This is a genomic window from Pseudoalteromonas luteoviolacea H33-S, assembly GCF_001625695.1.
GTDB classification, from domain to species: Bacteria; Pseudomonadota; Gammaproteobacteria; order Enterobacterales; family Alteromonadaceae; genus Pseudoalteromonas; species Pseudoalteromonas luteoviolacea_B.
On record NZ_AUXY01000071.1, the window covers coordinates 124,088 to 142,971 of the forward strand.

The 18,884-nt window shown below is 41.0% G+C and carries 11 protein-coding genes; 5 read left to right on the forward strand and 6 right to left on the reverse strand.

Annotated features, from left to right (window positions below; translation table 11 throughout):
- Nucleotides 1-201: 201 nt before the first annotated feature.
- The 4 genes from N477_RS12135 to N477_RS12150 form a co-directional block, all read right to left on the reverse strand.
- Nucleotides 202-2,538 carry a serine protease gene (locus N477_RS12135; RefSeq protein WP_063362136.1) on the reverse strand — a complete coding sequence of 779 codons (2,337 nt, stop codon included), beginning with the start codon at nucleotides 2,536-2,538 and terminating at the stop codon, nucleotides 202-204.
- A gap of 198 nt (nucleotides 2,539-2,736) precedes the next feature.
- Complete coding sequence (locus tag N477_RS12140) at nucleotides 2,737-5,055, reverse strand: serine protease (RefSeq protein WP_063362135.1); 2,319 nt, start codon at nucleotides 5,053-5,055, stop codon at nucleotides 2,737-2,739.
- Nucleotides 5,056-5,339: 284 nt separating this feature from the next.
- The gene (locus N477_RS12145) at nucleotides 5,340-7,910 is read right to left on the reverse strand and encodes a serine protease (RefSeq protein WP_063362134.1); all 2,571 of its coding nucleotides are present in this window, start codon (nucleotides 7,908-7,910) and stop codon (nucleotides 5,340-5,342) included.
- A 164-nt stretch (nucleotides 7,911-8,074) separates the two neighbouring features.
- The gene (locus tag N477_RS12150) at nucleotides 8,075-10,633 is read right to left on the reverse strand and encodes a serine protease (protein ID WP_063362133.1); all 2,559 of its coding nucleotides are present in this window, start codon (nucleotides 10,631-10,633) and stop codon (nucleotides 8,075-8,077) included.
- A gap of 245 nt (nucleotides 10,634-10,878) precedes the next feature.
- Here N477_RS12150 and N477_RS12155 point away from each other — a divergent pair, with 245 nt between their 5' ends.
- A complete protein-coding gene (locus N477_RS12155) occupies nucleotides 10,879-11,271 on the forward strand; it encodes a TerB family tellurite resistance protein (protein ID WP_063362132.1) in 393 nt (130 codons plus the stop codon).
- A 61-nt stretch (nucleotides 11,272-11,332) separates the two neighbouring features.
- Here N477_RS12155 and zigA read toward each other — a convergent pair whose 3' ends face one another.
- A complete protein-coding gene (gene zigA, locus N477_RS12160) occupies nucleotides 11,333-12,541 on the reverse strand; it encodes a zinc metallochaperone GTPase ZigA (protein WP_063362131.1) in 1,209 nt (402 codons plus the stop codon).
- Nucleotides 12,542-12,603: 62 nt separating this feature from the next.
- Nucleotides 12,604-13,014 (reverse strand): TraR/DksA family transcriptional regulator, encoded by a 411-nt coding sequence (locus N477_RS12165; protein WP_063362130.1) that lies wholly within the window; start codon nucleotides 13,012-13,014, stop codon nucleotides 12,604-12,606.
- Between the two features lie 205 nt (nucleotides 13,015-13,219).
- On the opposite strand from N477_RS12165, the gene N477_RS12170 reads away from it, so the two are divergent.
- From N477_RS12170 to N477_RS12185, 4 genes are all read left to right on the forward strand, one after another.
- A complete protein-coding gene (locus N477_RS12170; protein WP_063362129.1) occupies nucleotides 13,220-14,341 on the forward strand; it encodes an NAD(P)/FAD-dependent oxidoreductase in 1,122 nt (373 codons plus the stop codon).
- Complete coding sequence (locus tag N477_RS12175; protein WP_063362128.1) at nucleotides 14,341-16,026, forward strand: nucleoside recognition domain-containing protein; 1,686 nt, start codon at nucleotides 14,341-14,343, stop codon at nucleotides 16,024-16,026. The genes N477_RS12170 and N477_RS12175 overlap by 1 nt, the downstream gene beginning before the upstream one ends.
- A gap of 227 nt (nucleotides 16,027-16,253) precedes the next feature.
- Nucleotides 16,254-17,717, forward strand: a complete 1,464-nt coding sequence (locus N477_RS12180; RefSeq protein ID WP_196760612.1) for a YHYH protein — start codon at nucleotides 16,254-16,256, stop codon at nucleotides 17,715-17,717.
- 125 nt (nucleotides 17,718-17,842) lie between these two features.
- Entirely contained in the window at nucleotides 17,843-18,235 is a 393-nt protein-coding gene (locus N477_RS12185; RefSeq protein ID WP_063362127.1) for a hypothetical protein, read from the forward strand.
- The last annotated feature ends 649 nt before the right edge of the window (nucleotides 18,236-18,884 follow it).

Genomic DNA, 18,884 nt, shown 5'->3' on the forward strand with positions numbered 1-18,884 from the left:
TAAAAATGAATTAGGACGGCGTTAGCTAATTAAAAAAAGGATAGTTCAGCGAGATATAAATCTAATTAGGTGAGAGTAAACTGCTTATTAACACACTTTTTATTTTTGGAAGCGAGTCAAAGTAGCGTGTGCTGCTTGTTCCAATTATTGAACGTTAAACAGCCTTCAGTGATATTATGAAGGCTATTTAATGGGAATGGTTCAGAGTTCTATTTTAGCCTGTTTACGCCTTTGCATGAGCAATATAGCGAATAAGCATAAGTTTAAGAAACCGAGTGAGCCTCCGCTACTGTTGTCATTTTCCGGTGGAGTGGGTTTACTTTCTATGACTTCCGGTGGTGTGGGTTGACTCTCTGGTACTTGCGGTGCACTGACTTTGATATCTATTTGCTCTGAGCTTGAAAGACCAAATTCATCGGTTACTGTGAGCGAAAGTGAGAGAGTTTCACTTTTGGTTACGTTGGGCGCTGTAAACTCCAAGTTTTGCGTATTTTGTGGCAATGTGATTTTTGTACCTGAAGTTTGCGACCATTGGTAGGTTAAATTGTCCCCCTCGGGATCAGAGAATTCTGAGACGATGAGTATTTTTTCACCTTGGGTTACCTCGAGCGTGTTACTTGATAAAGTGATGATAGGCGCATTGTTTTTTGCAATGTTGACCGTCACTAAAGCGACGCTTGAGGCCTCATATTCATCGGTTACGGTCACTTGATAGACTTTTTTGGTGTCTTTTGTGACTTTGTCGGCTGTCAGTGTGATTGTCTTTTCTTGGCCAAGAATATCCTGAGGTGTGTTTAAGTCAATCCATGTAAAAGTGAGCTTGTCGTCTTCAGGGTCAGATGAATCACTGGCATCTAGTGTGAACTCTAACTCACTTCGAATATCGATTTGGCTTTGTGCAACTTCAGCTGTGGGTACTTGGTTGGTAAAAGTTGTATTAAAATTATGAATTGTTACCTTGTCTTCTCCAGCAGAATACTCGGAATCTTTAGTGTAAATGACAGCGATTTGATTAACACCGTCATCCAGATCGATGTTGACGCTTTGCAGGTTTTCTTTTAAGCCGCTGTCTTTGAGGATCTCCTTGTTATTATGAAATACCGTGACATGGTCCCCATAAAATTCACTTGAGATAAGGTAGTCAAAACTGACAGCATCAATGTGCACATCATCAATTACAGCCATCACGTATGATTTTTGTTCAAATTCATCTAGATTAGGATCATCTGTTTGATCTGTAATATCACCACTAACTAAAATAGGTTCTCCAGATGCGGTAGCCTCTGTATACCAGTTTGCATCGCCTCCGGTTGACCAACCAATACTGGTTGGTGTTGAGAGGTGTTGATTAAAGTCAGAGTCGGGTTCGGATGTTTTGTAGTAAGTTAAAAACTCAGTGAAATATACGTCAGAGGGTGAGTCCATCTCAACTTCCATAAGATAGCTGCCATAAGCATGCTGATCCTTGGTTAGTACGGTAAATTGACACTCTTGCTCAGATCCTAAGGTTGAGTTAGCACATGTTTGCTCAACTAATTCAGCATTTGATAAATTCAAATTTGGGTAGTCAGGATAGTTCGCAATCGCAAAGTTGGTAATATTAATAGGGTAGCTTAAAGTGTTTCTAAATGTGCCAGTAAAGGTAGAAGAAGGTTGATTTTCCTTGAATGCGTTACGTGATTTTTCATCAAATCCGAATTCTAAAGTTTTACCTAGCCGCCACATTGAAAGGGCCGCTACATCAGCAAAAACTCCCGGCCTGTTTGGCGCACCGCAAGCAATTCCCCAGCTGACTATCCCAACTTGAATCCATTCGCCATCTCTTTTAACGACTAGGGGGCCACCGCTATCCCCATGGCAAGGACTTTTATCTCCATCAGGGACCCCTGCACACATCATTGACTCTGTGATACCGCCATCGTGATGGTCTTTATCGTTACAAACGTCCCAGGGTACATATTGAAGATCAACTTCATGCAGTTTTTTAGGGGCATCTCCACCATGGCTGAGTCGTCCCCATCCCATTACTTTAAGGGTTTCGCCGGGAGTAAGGCTTTCTTTAACCTCTTTATCCGCTAATGTTATCGGGGTGATATTTTCAACAGGTCTATCAAGTTTTAAAATTGCCATGTCGTTATCTTCTCGATACCCCCAGTCATATTCGTCATGCCAAAGGACTTCATGTACTCGGTACGTTTGCCATTGCGAATCATCGGTAAGATCATGCCCTTCAAATTTGACCATAAAATCACTAAATGAGCCAGATGTGATGCAGTGGGCTGCGGTAAGCACTCGGTTCTCTCCGATAAAAGAAACTCCGCATTGGTGACGGCCATCTATTTGCAGGCTGCCAATGAATGGGTAGCTAAAAGGCGTGGTTTCACCGCCGCCAACTATATAGGGGGTAATTTGCTCTGGCGTTGGTGATAAATTTACAGCACGCGAATTTGATGCTTGGGGAATATCTTGAATTGCATTGACAATGACTGGTGTCATAACAGTCACGAGAAGAAGCAATCCTTTCATCTTAACACTCATGTTAAATCCTATTTTGAACTATTAAAACTAAGCAATATAAGGTACGAACTAAGAATAAATACACTAAAATAATATGACTTTTATTTAAAAAAGTATTGCTAAATATTGTTATATATTGTTCTCATACATCATTAATTGATAAATACTGAATAAAAGAAGCCTGATAAAAGTACAGGCTCTTTTTCTATAAAAAGAATATTAATTCCGAGAATGGCGTAAAGCAGCCAACATTAGCAGTGCAAAAAAATGCAAGAGCCAAAATGACCCGCTGTTTGTTGCCTCATTTTGAGGTGTTGAAGGTGCCGGTCTTGAAGCCTCTGTGTCCAAAGGAGCGTTAACTAAAATATCGATTGAAGCCGCACTTGATAACTCAAATTGATCTGTGGCGGATAATGTAAACGTTAATCTTTCATTTTGCGTAACAGAAGGGGCTGTGAATTTAATTTGTTCAGCCTCTTCTGGCAAGCCAACTTGTGTGCCGGATGTCTGTGTCCATGTTAAAGTTAAGGAGTCATTATCTGGGTCACTGAACACTGATGTGATCAAGACTTCCTCGCCAACATTGACTGTATGTTTGTCACTAGACAATGCAACATTAGGTGCATTATTTGCAGTAACATTAACATTTACTTGGGCTGAAGAAGTTGCGTCGAACTCATCTTTCACAGTGACTAGATACGTTTTGAGGGTATTAGTCGTCACTTTTGGGGCTTTGAGCAGGATGATACTTTCTTCGCTGATAACCTGTTCAGAGTTATGAATGTCTACCCATTGATATGTTAATGCGTCTTCATCTGCGTCTTGGGATGGACTGGCATCAAGTGTGAAGTCAAGTTCACTACGTACCTCAATATTATTTAGCTTCACCGAAGCGATGGGCGCTTGGTTAGTAAATATGGTTTTTACGTTGTAAAGGATGACATTGCTGGCAAGCTCAACGGAGCTGTTATAAAATAAAACGGTGATCTGATTTTGTCCCTTATTGAGTTCAAGATGCACATTTTTACCAACTTCTTGCTGTCCACGATCACGACGAAGTAATTTACCATTGTGATAAACTTCTAAATAATCCACAGCTGTATCACCTGTATTAAGGTAATCAAAGCTCAGCGCACTGATATGTATGTCATCTATTTCGATGGTGAGATATCCTAGTTGTGAACTATTTTGACTTTGAACATCGGTCTTATCACTGCTGATAAGTACATGTTCACCTTTATCAGTTTTTGTGAGAGCCCATTTTGTGTTGCCTCCAGAATACCATTTCGTACTTGATGGTGTTGATAAGTGTTGGTTGACGTTTTCAGTGATTTCGTCAGTCTTGTAAAAATTTAACGTTTGCGAATATGCAGTTATGATGGGGGCTGTAATGTTGGCATCAAGTTTGTAATGACCTAGTTCATATTCTTCAGGAACAAGTACTGTAAATTGACATTCTTGCTTGGGGGCAAGCGTCAAGCCTTCGCAGTTTTGCTGCTTTAGCTCAATTCCATAAGGATTGGGGTCAAAGTAGAAGTGAATTGGCTCTTGAGAAATTGCAATTTGTGAGATAGTAATAGGGAATTCAAGTGTATTTTTAAATTCGCCAGTTATTAATGTGGGTGAATTACGAGTAACAAAGGCATTGTGGGTTTTATTTTTAAAGCCAAATTCTAAGTTTTTACCAAACAGCCATCCGGAGAGAGTACCTATATCCGCAAACACTGTGGGGTGACCATTTTTACCGCAAGCGATGCCAAAATTTACGATACCTACTTGTATCCATTCGTTGTCTCGTTTGACGATGAGTGGCCCGCCACTGTCGCCATTACAAGTACTTTCATTTGTATTAATCGCGCCCGCACACATCATTAAGTCAGTGACCGATTTATCATAATACTCAAATTTTTTACAAAGCACGTTTGGCACATACTGTAGATCGACTTCTCTTAGTTTATGCGCTTTGGTGCCATCATCGATTTTTCCCCATCCCATTGTTCTTAGGGTATCACTGGATGTAAGGCTTTCCCTGATTTGCATATCTGCTAACTTAATTGGCTTTATATTTTCAACGGGCCTATCTAGCTCTAAAATTGCAATATCATAACTCTTGTCGGCATTGGTTGAATCGGCATATGCCCAGTCATAATGATCATGTGTTACAATTTGTGTCACTTGATATGTTGTCCATTGTGAGTCTTCCTTGAGGTCATGACCCTCAAACTTAACTTGCAGACTGTCTATGTAAGTATCAAATACGTAGTACGCAGAGTCTATGCAATGAGCCGCTGTAAGTACTCTATTTTCCCCGATAAATGACACACCACATTTATGCTCACCATCTTCTTGCAAACTTCCCATGAATGGATATGCAAAGGGCTGTGTTTCCTGACCTCCTATAATGTAAGGGGTTATGGCGTTGTTAAATTTATAACTAATTGGAAGTTGCGCGGCTGATTTTGATATTTCCTTTGCTTGGCCAATGGGTACCAATATTACTGTTACGAGAAGAAGTAATCCTTTCATCTTATCGAGCATGTTACTACATCCTTTGTTGGTATATGTTAATTCGTTAGAGTATAGGTATTGCCTTGTTTGGGTTGATTTAATTGTGGACAAAATTAGGTATGAGAGTAATTTTAAAGGTAATAAAAATTAAATTGTTTATTTTTATCTTTCTTAATATAAAATATTTTCATTCCATTAAAGCTGGTTTAGCAGTTTGAATGGTATTTTTTAGGCAAGTGAGGTTAAATGTGGCTTCTGGAATAACAGGTAGAAAAGCCTTCAAAATTGAATTGAAGGCTTTGGGGCTTAGTCTTTTATAGCGCTTTTTTAGCGGTCACTCTTCTAATTACCGTGATCAAAGCTATCATTAATAAGCTAAACGAGCCCAGTGAACCACTGCTTTTCTCAGCCTCAATTTTAACTGGTTCAGCTGAGCTTTCTTGCACAACTGGCGCTTTCACAGTAATGCTTACCTCTTGTGAATGAGATAAACCAAAAGCGTCTTTTACCGTCAGGACAAATGTTAAGGTTTCATCTTTAGTTACTTCTGGAGCAGTAAAACTAAGCTGATCAGTATTTTCAGGTAGTGTTACTTCCTTGCCTGCTGTTTGTGTCCAAGTATATGTTAACTCATCTCCTTCAAGGTCAGAAGCTATTGATGTAATTAGCACTTTTTCACCAGCGGATACATTTTGTGCCTCGCTCACAATGCTCACTTGAGGAGCGTTGTTCTTAGCGATAATGGCGTTAACTTGTGCACTTGAACTTGCTCCGAAACTATCTGTCACTGTCAGTTGATAGATCACTGTTGAATCTTGAGTTACTTTGTCTGCTTTGACTATGGTGACACTTTCATCGCCGACGACAACATCTTGATTAGCAAGTTTGACCCATGAGAAAGTTAGTGCGTCTGATTCTGGGTCTACCGATGCGCTTGCATCTAGTGTGAGCTCCATTTCACTTCTAACATGGATTGTATCTTGCGCAAGTTCAATAATTGGCACCTGGTTTGCGATAGTATTTACCGTTACTTGTGCTGTTGATATTGCATCATATTCATCTCTCACTGTAACTTGGTAAGTTTTAATCGTATCGCTGTCTACTTTATCTGCTGTTAATGAAACAAGTGCACTCGTTGAAATGACTTCTTCAGGCTTTGCTAAATCTATCCACTGATATGCTAGTTCATCACCATTTTTATCAAATGACAGGCTCGCATCTAAAGTAAAATCAAGCTCACTACGTACTTTAATTTTTGTATTTTCGACTATAGCCGTAGGTTCAGAGTTTATAAAAGTTGTGGTGATATTTTTTATAGTAATATTATCTGTGCCGCTGGAGACTGATAAATCCTTAGTATAATGAATTGCAATTTCGTTTTGCTCTTCAGTTAATGTGATACTAATATTTCTGAAGGTTTCGTCATTATAGCTATCTAATGTAAGCTGCTTGCCATTGTGAAAAACGGTAATATGGTCACAACATGACTCGCTCGAGAGAAGATAATCGAAGTTGAACTCACTAATACGTTGGTTATTTAATTTGGCGACGACGAACGTTTGTTCACTGTCGTTGATATCACCGCTGAACAAGGCATTAATATTGTCATCAGTAGTACCAGTATACCACTTTGCATCACCACCAGTTATCCATTGAATGCTTTCTGATGATGCAAGGTGTTCATTGATATTTTCATCAAACTTAGAAGTTTTATAGTAGTTAAAATTACCTGATATAGTTTGTGTGCTGCTATCTGAATTACCGACTTCGACATCTATATTATAATTACCATACTGTTTATGGTCTTGTATTTGAATAGCAATGTCGCATTGTTGCTTTGCATCCAGTGTCGTATTAGCACAGTCTTGGCGCACAATTGAAACGTTTTCTGGTGTATTATTTAGCGAGTCGGGTGATTCAGTAAGTGTAACATTAGATAAAAAGAGTGGTGATTGCAGGGTGTTTTTGAAAGGGGTAAATATAGTCTCTGATGAGCTATCATTTATATAGAGCTGTTGCTGCTGAGAGATAGGACCAAAACCAAAGTCAAATGCATTGATATGGGTCCATAGTAACAGAGAAGAGACGTCAGCAAATACGCCAGGTCTGTTTGGCGCACCACATCCCACTCCCCAGCTGACTACACCAACTTGTACCCACTTACCATTACGATCAACCATAAGCGGTCCTCCACTATCGCCATGACAAGGGCTTTTATCACCTTCAGGGACACCAGTACACATCATAGTGTCTGAAATACTACCATTGTGATGGTCTATATCATTACAGATATCATTGGGTACATATTGAAGATCTACCTCTTGAAGCTTTTCGGGTGACTCGCCGCCAAGCCCCAAGCGTCCCCAGCCTATGACTTTTAAAGTATCTCCATCATTGAGTTCACTCTTTACGTTATGGTCTGCAAGCTGGATTGGAGTAATATTCTCAACTGGACGGTCCAGCTCTAGAACAGCAATATCGTTGTTATTCCAAAAGGAATAGTCATATTGCTCATGTGAGATGATGCGTGTAACTTGATAAGTTTGCCACTGAGTTTCATTGCTTAAGTCATGTCCTTCAAATTTGACTTGGTATTCTGATACAGCACCGTCGTCTACACAGTGAGCAGCAGTAAGCGCTTTATTGTCACCAATAAATGAGACGCCGCACCAGTGACGACCGTTTCTCTGCAGACTACCAATAAATGGGTAGGAAAACGGCGTTGATTCTTCTCCACCAACGATACGTGGCGACATGTCGTAATATGATGGTGGAGGGGTTGTTATCTTTGTTTTTGTAAGGGGTTGGTTTTTCTCTGCACTTTGTCCAACTACAGGTAAAGTTATAGTTGTGAGGATCATAACGCGCAGGTAATTTTTGAACATCCTATTTCCTTTTTTTACTTATTAAAATAATTAAGCGAGCTTTTCAAAATGTATTAAATTGATTGCTAGTCATTATTTTTAATACGAAATTTACTTGAAACTGACTTTATTCAATTATTAAAATTAATAATGCCTCCAGAAGTATTTTTGGAGGCATTTACAGTTTATCTAGAGGTGAACCTTCTGAATCCAGCAATAAGTGCGATTAATATCAAGCTAAATGAGCCAAATGAGCCGCCATCTTCGTCGGTTTTGTTTACTTTTGGTGGAGGAGCTACTGGTGCTTTTACATTAACGCTTATTTCTTGAGAGTGGGACAGGCCAAATGAGTCTGTCACAGTCAATGTAAAGGTGAGAGTTTCATCTTGAGTAACAGATGGTGCCGTAAATTTTAGTTCACTGCTATTATCAGATAATGTGGCATCTGAACCTGAAGTTTGAGACCAAGCGTAAGTGAGTTCATCGCCATCAGGGTCATTGGCTGTTGCAGTCACCACTACTTCTTCGCCAATAGAGACACTTTGGGTTTCGTTTTCTAGAGTGAATTCTGGTGCATTATTCTTGGCGATGTTTACTGTGACCTGTTCAGTCGTTTCAGCCCCGAAAATGTCGCTTACAGTTAGCTGATACGTAATAGTTGTGTCTTCAAGCACTTTGTCAGCTTTGATCTGCAACATAGGGCTGTCGCCAATGGTTTCATATCCTGCCTCAAGCTTAAACCAAGTATAGGTTAGCGCATCCTTCTCTGGGTCAATTGTGGCGCTTGCATCAAGGACAAACTCTAATTCACTCCTGACATCAATAGTTGTTTCCTTAAACTCAATAATGGGGACTTGGTTTGCTAGGATGTTGACGGTGACAAGCGCGGTATCTGTTGCTTCAAATTCATCAGTTACTATGACTTGGTAAGTTTTTGTCGTGTCTACGGACACTTTTTCTGCCGTTAGAGTGATACTCGCGTCTGTACCTAGTATAGATTCTGGGTTGCTTATATCTATCCATTGATAGGTAACGTTATCACCATCTGCGTCTGATGACTGATTAGCATCCATTACAAACTCTAACTCGCTTCGTATGTCTAACTCAGACTGAGTGACGATTGCCGTTGGGGCTTTATTTGCAAATATGGTAGTGAAATTCTGGATCGAAACGTTGTCAGTGCCAACTGATACACTAAAATCTTTATGGTACTCGATTAGGATTTGATTGAGCCCGTCTTTAAGAGTGACTTCTACATTAATTGGTTCGTTGTTTGTACCACTATCAAAAAGCAACCTCTCATCATTATGAGTTATGTAGACAAAGTCATAATCTTGTTCACTTGATAACAAGTAGTCGAATTTGATTGCACTAATGTCTGGTTCTTTCTCAATCTGAATGAGTAAGTATGATTTCTGCTCAGCTTGCTTTAGAGTGTTGTCTTCGGTTTGATCCGTGATATCACCACTAAACAGGGCTTTTTTTCCTGAATCAAGCTCACCAATATACCACTTTTGGTCACCACCGGTAGTCCAAATAATATTCTCTGAAGTGGCTAAATATTCATTGATATCCTCAGAAAAACCGGAGACTTTACGGAACGTTGATTGATTAGAGATATCAGTTTGAAAAGGTTGTTCAACATTGGCAGTAATATTGTACTGGCCATATTGATAGTCATCATAGGTTTGTATTGTAAATGTGCACTCTTGTTTGGGAGCAAGTGTAGATGCGTCACAATTTTGCTCTATTAGTTCAACGCTTGGGTCAACAGAAGATGCAGTGATAAGCTCAAGTCTTGATATATTTACGGGTTCATTTAATGTGTTTTTAAATGAGCCCGTGATTGTTGCCGAAGACTGAGCTGGGATGTAGTTATTTGGTAATAGCTTATCAAATCCAAAATCAAAAGCATTAACATACGTCCACAGTAGGAATGGGGCAACATCCGCATAAACCCCTGGTTTATTGGGTAGCGCACAACCATCTCCCCAACTGACAACACCTACTTGAACCCATTCACCATTATTCTGTATAACAAGGGGCCCGCCGCTATCACCTTGACACGAATCTTTACCACCTTCATTCAAGCCAGCACACATCATGGTGTCTGTAATAGAGCCATTATAGTGATTTACATCGTTACATATTTCGTTCGGAACATATGGAACATCCACCTCTCTTAGCTTTTCAGTTGAGTCGCCCTCTGAACTTAATCGACCCCACCCCATTACTTTTAGTGAATCACCTGCGATAAGGCTATCTCTAAGTTCTTGGTTTGCAATCTTAATTGGTTCGATATTTTCAACGTTACGATCAAGCTCTAATACCGCAATATCATTATTATAATGATGTCCGACTCCATATTGTTCGTGCATCATAATGTGAGTTACTTGATAAGTTTGCCATTGAGTCGGGTCTGATAAATCATGCCCCTCAAATATAACCGTAAATTCATTAGCAGGGTGACTGTCTACACAATGTGATGCAGTCAGTACCTTGTTATCACCGATAAATGACAGACCGCACCAATGCGAGCCATTTAGTTGAAGGCCTCCCATGAATGGATACGAATGAGGAATAGCCTCTTCTCCTCCTACAATACGTGGTGTGACCTCTGCGGTTTGTATTGGTAAGAGTTTTTGAAGTGATTTTTGACTTGGTGGCTGCTTGTCTATTGCATAACTGACGAATGGAGTTGTTATGGAAGTGAGAAGTAAAATCCCTTGGATTTTTCTGAGCATATTAATTTCCATGACTTATAACTTACTCTATAAGAGCAATGTTTTGTTGTCTTTATTGTTGATTTTTATTGTGTATTCATTATTGCGAGTATTGTATAAACTTATCTGTCCCAATAACAATACAATTTATCTGATTTGTTCTAAATTGCTTTGATAGACGTATATAAGTAGGTTATGTTTGTAAAAGAGCAAATGTAATATTGCTAATTCAGCGAATGTAACTTATCAATTCGTAAGGAGAAATAATGAAATTTGAGCAACTATTAAGTCATTTTGATACAGGGATCTGCATTGACCAATTGCAGAAAGAATCATTATTAGACCTTGCTTTATTATTTATTGGTGTCGACGGGAAAATAGACGATAGCGAAAGGCAGGTTGTCTATGAGTGGGCTAATCAGCTGCAGTGGAATTCGACAATAGCGTTAGAAGACTATTTTGAAGATAGCATGAGTAAATCGATTTTAGCTGTGAAGCAAAATGACATTGAGTCCTTTATTCAGCACAGGATGCATCACATTGTTGACGAGCCAATGCGTAAATTTGTTAAAGAGCTTGTCATTAAAGTTATCGAGGCTGACGGTGTCGTCGACGAAGCGGAAAAGCGTGCACTTGCAGTGTTAGAGGCTGAGCTTTGATAGGCTGATAAGGTAAAATTGAGGCAGCGTTTTGAGTAGGGCTGCCTCGTTAATTCTACGTCTATCTTGTTTCCCACTCTGGGAATGGATCAGGTAGCGTGCTCCAAAGCTGCATACCAAGTGCCATTTCTTCCTCGCTTAACAGGCAGTCATTCAGTGCATCGATAATCGCTTGTTTATCGAGCTTTTGGCCGATAAACACCAACTCTTGACGCATGTCCCCATAGGGTTCTTCCCACATATCTTGTATCGCATCAATGTATTCAGGGTCTGTTGGCCACTGCTCTTGGGGAACGGCTTTCCAAAAAAGGCCAGCGACGCCATATTGGGCCATACCGCCAGCTTGATTCCAACTACCTGCAAACTGAGGGCGTGATGCAAGCCAAAAGAAGCCTTTGGAGCGTATGAGTTTACCTTTTTTGTCTTTACTGTGTAAAAAATCATAAAATCGTTGCGGGTGAAAAGGCTTGCGTGCGGCATATACAAAACTGCTGATACCAAACTCTTCCGTTTCCGGCACATGCTCACCACGGAGCTCTTTTAACCAGCCCGGAGCCAGCTGGGCTTTTTCAAAACTGAACTTTCCTGTAGCAAGGATCTGTTTGAGCGGCACTTGGCCGTTTAATACAGGTATTTGTAAGGCTTCGGTATTAAGCGTACTTAAAATGCTCTGTAAACGGCGCAGCTCTGTCTCAGTAACAAGGTCGGTCTTACTGATAACAATCACATCTGCAAACTCGATTTGGTCGACTAATAAGTCGGCGACATTGCGATGGTCATCTTCACCTAAGCTTTCCCCAACATCTTGTAAATACTGTGCTTGGCCGTAGTCTTTTAAAAAGTTAAGGGCGTCGACAACGGTGACCATGGTATCTAATGTAGCGACATTTGATAAGCTTTGGCCATTTTCATCGGTAAATGTGAAGGTTTCAGCTACTGGAAGTGGCTCTGATATGCCGGTGGATTCAATAACGAGGTAGTCGTACTTACCTTCTTTGGCGAGTTGGGTGATTTCTTCGAGTAAATCTTCTCGTAGGGTGCAGCAGATACAGCCATTACTCATTTCGACGAGTTTTTCTTCTGCACGATTGACGCCGATTTCATTTTTAACGGTGGCGGCGTCGATGTTAATTTCGCTCATATCATTCACAATAACCGCAATTTTCAGCCCATCTCGGTTATTGAGTATGTGGTTTAATAGGGTGGTTTTTCCCGCACCAAGAAAGCCGGAAAGTACTGTAACAGGTAATTTTGACGGTGTTTGTAACATAACTTGCTACCTTATTGTTACTTGGATAGTTGGATAGTTGGATAGTTGGATGAGTGTGTCAATCAAGATCGGATTAAATGCTCCTTCATTTCTTGGCATGCTTTGACGTCAATGCAGTATTCTGCGGTCGGTCTTGCCATCAGTCGTTGGACCCCAATAGGTTCGCCAGTTTCGAGGCAATATCCATAGGTGCCTAAACGAATACGCTCAAGAGAAAGTTGAATCTTAGGCAGTAATTTTTGCTCTCTATCTACAATGCGCATAAGGAGTTCACATTGCTCTTCCCAAGAGGCTCTATCGTTAAAGTCAGGCAAATCTGGCTGGTTGAGCATTTCCTCTTTGGCTTCTTTTATTCGTGCTCTGGTTGTGTCGTGTAACTCAATGAGTAGGTCTTTAAAAAATGCCAATTGCTCGTCATTCATATAGTCTGATTCAGGCGCATTAATAATTTTTTCTTCAAGTGCGGAGGTCATAATTGATATACCACTATTTTTACTTATTTGTTATGTTATAACATATTTTGGTGATTTCACCATTGGAATTGCTACAGGCTTTTATGTTTAAGGGTACGACCAGCAAGATTAATCCATAAATGCAATGAATTCTCATTTACATTTGTGTATATTGATGTGTTATATCGTATCAAATTTAAGTTTTAACGAGATAGGTGAACCTCACATGATCAAAACGGAAGTCGTAATCGTTGGCGCAGGCCCTGCAGGACTCGGGTGTGCAGCTTTATTAAAGCAAATGGGCATTGAAGATGAAGAACTCATTGTGCTTGAGCGAGGCGAAGTGGGGGAGAGCTTTTTAAGATGGCCAGAAAGCATGCGCTTTATTACCCCTTCCTTTCCTTGTAATGGCTATCACCAAACAGACTTAAACGCCATCACCCCAGATACTTCACCGGCTTTTAATGCGGGTAAAGAACATCTGAGCGGCAAAGAGTATGCAAAGTATTTAAATATGGTGGTTAACCATTACAAAATCCCAGTCAAGACACAAACTGAGCTACTTGAAGTATCATCGATAGGGCCAAATGACGGGTTTTATTTGCAGACGAGCGACTCTGAGATCCAATGCAAATTTTTAATATGGGCAGGAGGCGAGTTTCAATCACCCAGTATGAATGCGTTTAGTGGTGCAGAGCTCTGTCAGCACAATACCCATATCCGTGATTGGCAATCATTAGAACAAGGCCATTATGTGGTCATTGGCGGCTATGAGAGCGGTGTAGATGCCACGTTTAATTTGGCAAAATCAGCAAATAAAGTCACGCTGCTCGATTGCAAGCCCAATGAGGCCGATACCTATGATCCCAGTCAAGTTTTATCTCCATATACTATGGAGCGCATGAAGTCGATTGCAGACAATAAAGACATTGATTTTGATGGCGAGTTTGAAGTCAGCTCAGTGTACAAAGAAGGCAATGAGTATGTTGTGCAATCTACTGATGGCAACGAGGTGCGTACGCCATTTCCACCGATTAATTGCACTGGCTTTGAGATGGACCTTGGACCTGTGTCTGATTTGTTTGTCTACCAAGATAACGGTTACCCGTGGGTCAGTGCATTTGATGAGTCCACTAAACGCAGAAATTTATTCTTAGCAGGGCCGAGACTTTACCATGACCCAACTCTGCTTTGTTTTATCTATAAGTTTAGAGGCCGTTTTGCTGCGCCATGTAGAGTCATTGGTTCAGAGCTAGAGCTTGATATGTCAGTGATGAAGCATTACCGCCAAGCGGGTATGGTGCTTGAGGATATGGACTGTTGCAAGCAGCAGGAGTGCTTCTGCTAATGACGCAGTTTATTGATGTACAGACTTTTTACCCAGAGCAAAAGCAAAAAAATAATTGGTTGTTGATTGGCAAAGAGAGCGTGGGTAAAACTGCGTTCACGGAAAACTTGATAGGTAAAAAGTCAGGTAAAAGCAACTTTCAAGGCAGTTCTTTATTTTGTAAAGAGTACACTTGGAATGGCCAAACAATCACAGACACGCCTGGCATACAAACCAGTATGGATAGTGTTGTGACCTCTCAAGTCTTGAGCCGATTAAAAACCAGTGAGCATATTATTTTGACGCTAAAGGCGTCTGATTTAAAAAGTGACTTATCTGACCTGTGGCATTTGGCGAAAGGCCAAACAGGTATTGTTATCTTAACTTATTGGGATTTGGTAAAAGACAAGGTAGGCGTTCAGGAGGAGCTGGCGAGACTTCGAGAAAGCACTAATTTGGCTTGGGTGACAGTTGATAACCGCCATATTTCAGATGCGCAACTTATAGAAATAGAGCAGGCGTTAGCGCGTCCATCTCGTTTTCCAAAAAGTGCGCCGAAGTTGTCAGCCAATTGGTCAGTACAGCCCAAGTTATTGTTTTTCGAAAAAACAGGACTTGCCCCGCTCTTATCTTTTTTATTATTGGTGCTGCCCGCTTGGTTGGCCGTGACCAATGCAAATACATTTGCCGATTGGCTGTATCCAACGATTGAGCAGCCGGTCGACTTAATTAAATCAAAGCTCTCTCATTTGCCTGAGCCCTTTAATCATATGCTGGTGGGTGATTATGGCTTGGTGTCTATGTTGCCGTTTTTAATCTTGTACGCATTGCCAACGGTGGTTATTTTTTCGATTATTATCTCTTTGTATAAAACCACAGGGCTCATAGATAGATTGTCTTATCGTTTAGACCCAGTTATGCACAAACTCGGATTAAGTGGTCGTGACTTGGTGCGTGTGATCATGGGATTTGGCTGCAATGTACCTGCGATAATTCAAACTCGTAATTGTTCTTGCTGCACTCGTGGCAGCTGTGTATCGGCGATATCGTTTGGCTCTGCTTGCTCATATCAATTGCCCGCCACTGTTGCGGTGTTCTCCGCTGCGGGTAAGCCCTATTTAACCTTGCCATATTTGATTATTTTGGCCGTTACAACTTGTATTTATTTGATTGCGACAACCTCTACTGCGCAGCGAAAAGCGGCTGCCTCTCATAACTTACTTAATCGGGGGTTCTTACAACCGCCTAATTGGCGTTTTGCATTCAATGAAATGACCGATGTGCTTAAGTCCTTTTTTATGACGGCATTTCCGCTTTTTGTGGGGATCTGTTTAGCGGCTGGTTTTTTAGCGTGGCTTGGCTTTTTCGATGCTTTAATTGGCGTGATAGCACCATTGATGAGTGTGGTGAATTTACCTGAGGGCGCAGCTATTGCGGTGATCTTGGGCGCCATTCGTAAAGATGGTTTGGCGATTGGGTTGATTGATAGTAGTACACAAGGGCTAAAAATCGCTGAAATCACAGACGTTCAATTGTTATGTGCCGTGTATTTGGCGGGGGTGATGTTGCCTTGTATTGTATCGTTGCTCACCATTATTCGGGAAATGCAGTGGCGCTTTGCAACTAAAATGGTGCTAAGACAAGTTTCGTGGGCAGTCATGTTTACCATGTCTCTGTCTTGGAGTATAGGTTGGGTTTTAAGCTAATTAAGCACCTATGCCATCGTATTTTTTACTGTTCGGATGAGATGAGAAGTGATAAAAAATACGTACATTATGCAGGGTTTTTGAATGCTTTTTGCCACATGATCAGCTTAGGGTTATGTGCTTTTTGATTACTTGTTGAATTTGCAATAGTGTTGTCGGGTTATTTTGTATAACCTGAATAAAAAATTCCATGTGTTTTGGGGGTTTATTATAAAAAAGGGCACACAATGGCAATGTCGGCATTTCAATTAAGCAGTATAACCCTGTTATTTTTATCATTGAGTAGTTGCGGCGGTGGGAGCAGTGCGGATAATACATCAACACCAACTAATTCGACTGAAAACGCAGCACCACAATGCACCGCCAATTCGATTGATATACCACGAGGCAGCGATGCTGTTGCAGTCAGTGATTCATTGCAATGCAGCGATGCGGATGGCGATACACTGAGCTATGAGCCAAGTACAATTCAAAGTGATGGGGTTGAATCCGGAGCGTATACTCAAACCATTACCATCTCCGATGGCCAAGGTGGGCAAACGCAAGTGGCGTTGTTATATCAAATCACAAACCAAGCACCGAGCTGCATTCAAAGCAGCCTGCCGAAAGTGTCTTTATCTCAGTCAAGCTTGCTTGTCAGTAGTTATTTATCTTGCAGTGATAGTAACGGTGAAAGCCTGACTTTTACACCGCAATCTATTGATACCTCTGAGCAAGCAGCAGGCGTATATACTCAGCAAATAAGCTATACCGACGGGGAACTCAGTGCCACGCTAGATTTCAAATACACGCTCAGCGGTGATGTGCAAACAGAACTCACACGTTGTGAACTCATTCGCCAATCAGTGGCAATGTCTTCGGAAAGTGACGTTGTTGTAACCTGTGATGATAGTTACGCCTATATCACCTCGGATACTTACCCAAGTCATGACTTGATGAACGGTATAAAGGCGACCAATGAACAGATCCCTGTCCCTGCGGTTGGTTATGCCGCGCCAATTAAACTGGAGTCGCAACCTGCGGCTAGCCCCACAACAGTAGATGCTGCGCTCGGTGTGGCAATAAATGGGGTGCCCATTTATGACTATTCTGCTGCGGGTGAGCTCGATTTGTTTAATTACGACTCAAGTGTCGATACGGTTGCCCTTGGGCAACTAGATAATTGCGGTGGCCATGCGGGTAGAGGAGATGATTACCACTATCACGCTGCACCTACGTGCATGATGGATGCGATGGAGACGCTCAACGACGATACCATTATCGGTTGGGGATATGATGGTTATCCGCTCTATGGTTTTAACAACCCAGATGGCAGCGCTATCTCGCAAGGAGATTTAGAGCTGTGTAATGGCATTGCTGATGACACGTTTGGCTATCGATATCATTTATCGACTGCGCCACCTTATGTGTTTCAGTGCTTAGTGGGTGAAGTGGACACTCGTGATTTACCACGCGTTGCGCCATTGAGTGGTGGGGCAGATCGCGCCGATCTGAGACCGCCTGCGGGGGATGTTCAAAACTTGACGCACACTGTAGATGCCGATGGTAAGCGAAGCATGCGTTATGACTATCAAGGTGAGAATTATTATGTCACTTACTCACCCAGTAAAGACAAAGAAAATTGTTATGAATTTGAAATGAAAGCGATTTCTAATAATGGTGCTATTCAAACTGGGACATACTGCCGATGAACCTTTTGAAGCACTTTTTATCTTTTACTATTTATACTGTGATGTTGTGCACAAGTGCCATAGCTCAAGCACATGCACTGAAATAAACCACCGCAACGATAACGGTACGAAGCGGTCAAATCGATGTGTTCGTCAATACTGACTTTAGTCATTGGCTGAATTTATTACATAATAATGAGGCGTGGTTGCTTGGAGATACAGAGTTGGTATTGCAAGCTGGGCAAACAGAGCAAGTAAAGCGTAAACAGCTAAAGGAACTTGTACTTACACATACAAAAGTACAGGCCAATGGTGCATTACTGAGCTGTCAGCTGAATCAATTTCCAGCACAGCTTACTCAACTTCACAAAGGGCATCACAGCCGCGCTTATTTCAGACTTGGCTGCGTATCACCCCATAAGCAATTAAGTGCAGTCTCTTTGGTACTGCCTAAGTCGCTTGGCCGAGTTTATACCAGTTTAGTGCAACCAAAACAGCAGCTGATTGGCACAGGGAAAAAAGCAGAATTTAAATTATAAGGTGTAAATTACGGGGGCGAATAGCGCTTTATTGCTTAGGCGGTTAGGTGTGTCGAGTTCGTCAGAAGAGTTTTATATGTATATGAAATATGTGAATATTCATAAGAGTAAGCACATCTGTGGTGGCTTACTCTTTAAGAGAAAGCTACTGCTTAGACTTGTTTCTGTGAATATTTGCATTGTTTTGCGTCGGACAGCTCAATTGCTTGTGCTCTAGGCGGAGTTCTACGAGAGTTCAAATTAACTCCTTTATAGATAAGTTATAATGCTTTAAGGCTTAACATTTTCATCATTAAATTACTTTATTAGTGCACTGGGTGCGTAGAGAGTGGCTTTCTTTGGTTGTTAGTTGTAACGATAAAGGGAGGTGGATGACGCTTCGCAGATGCATTCTCTGGTATAAGGCATATAACGCTAAATTTATTGAGAAAAGACACATATCTAAAAAAGCCTTACGTGCAAAGCCATTAAAGGTCATTAGGAGCGAGAGTTATCTTGTACAAATGTTAAATAGCAAACGATTTTTCATGAACCTCCCCTGAGGTTATTTGGATTTGATATAAATGCTGACAATGGATTGTTGGTTATTATCAGTAGGGATATCAATTTTGGTAAGCTTCATATGTATACTTTCATCTTTGAAGGTGCC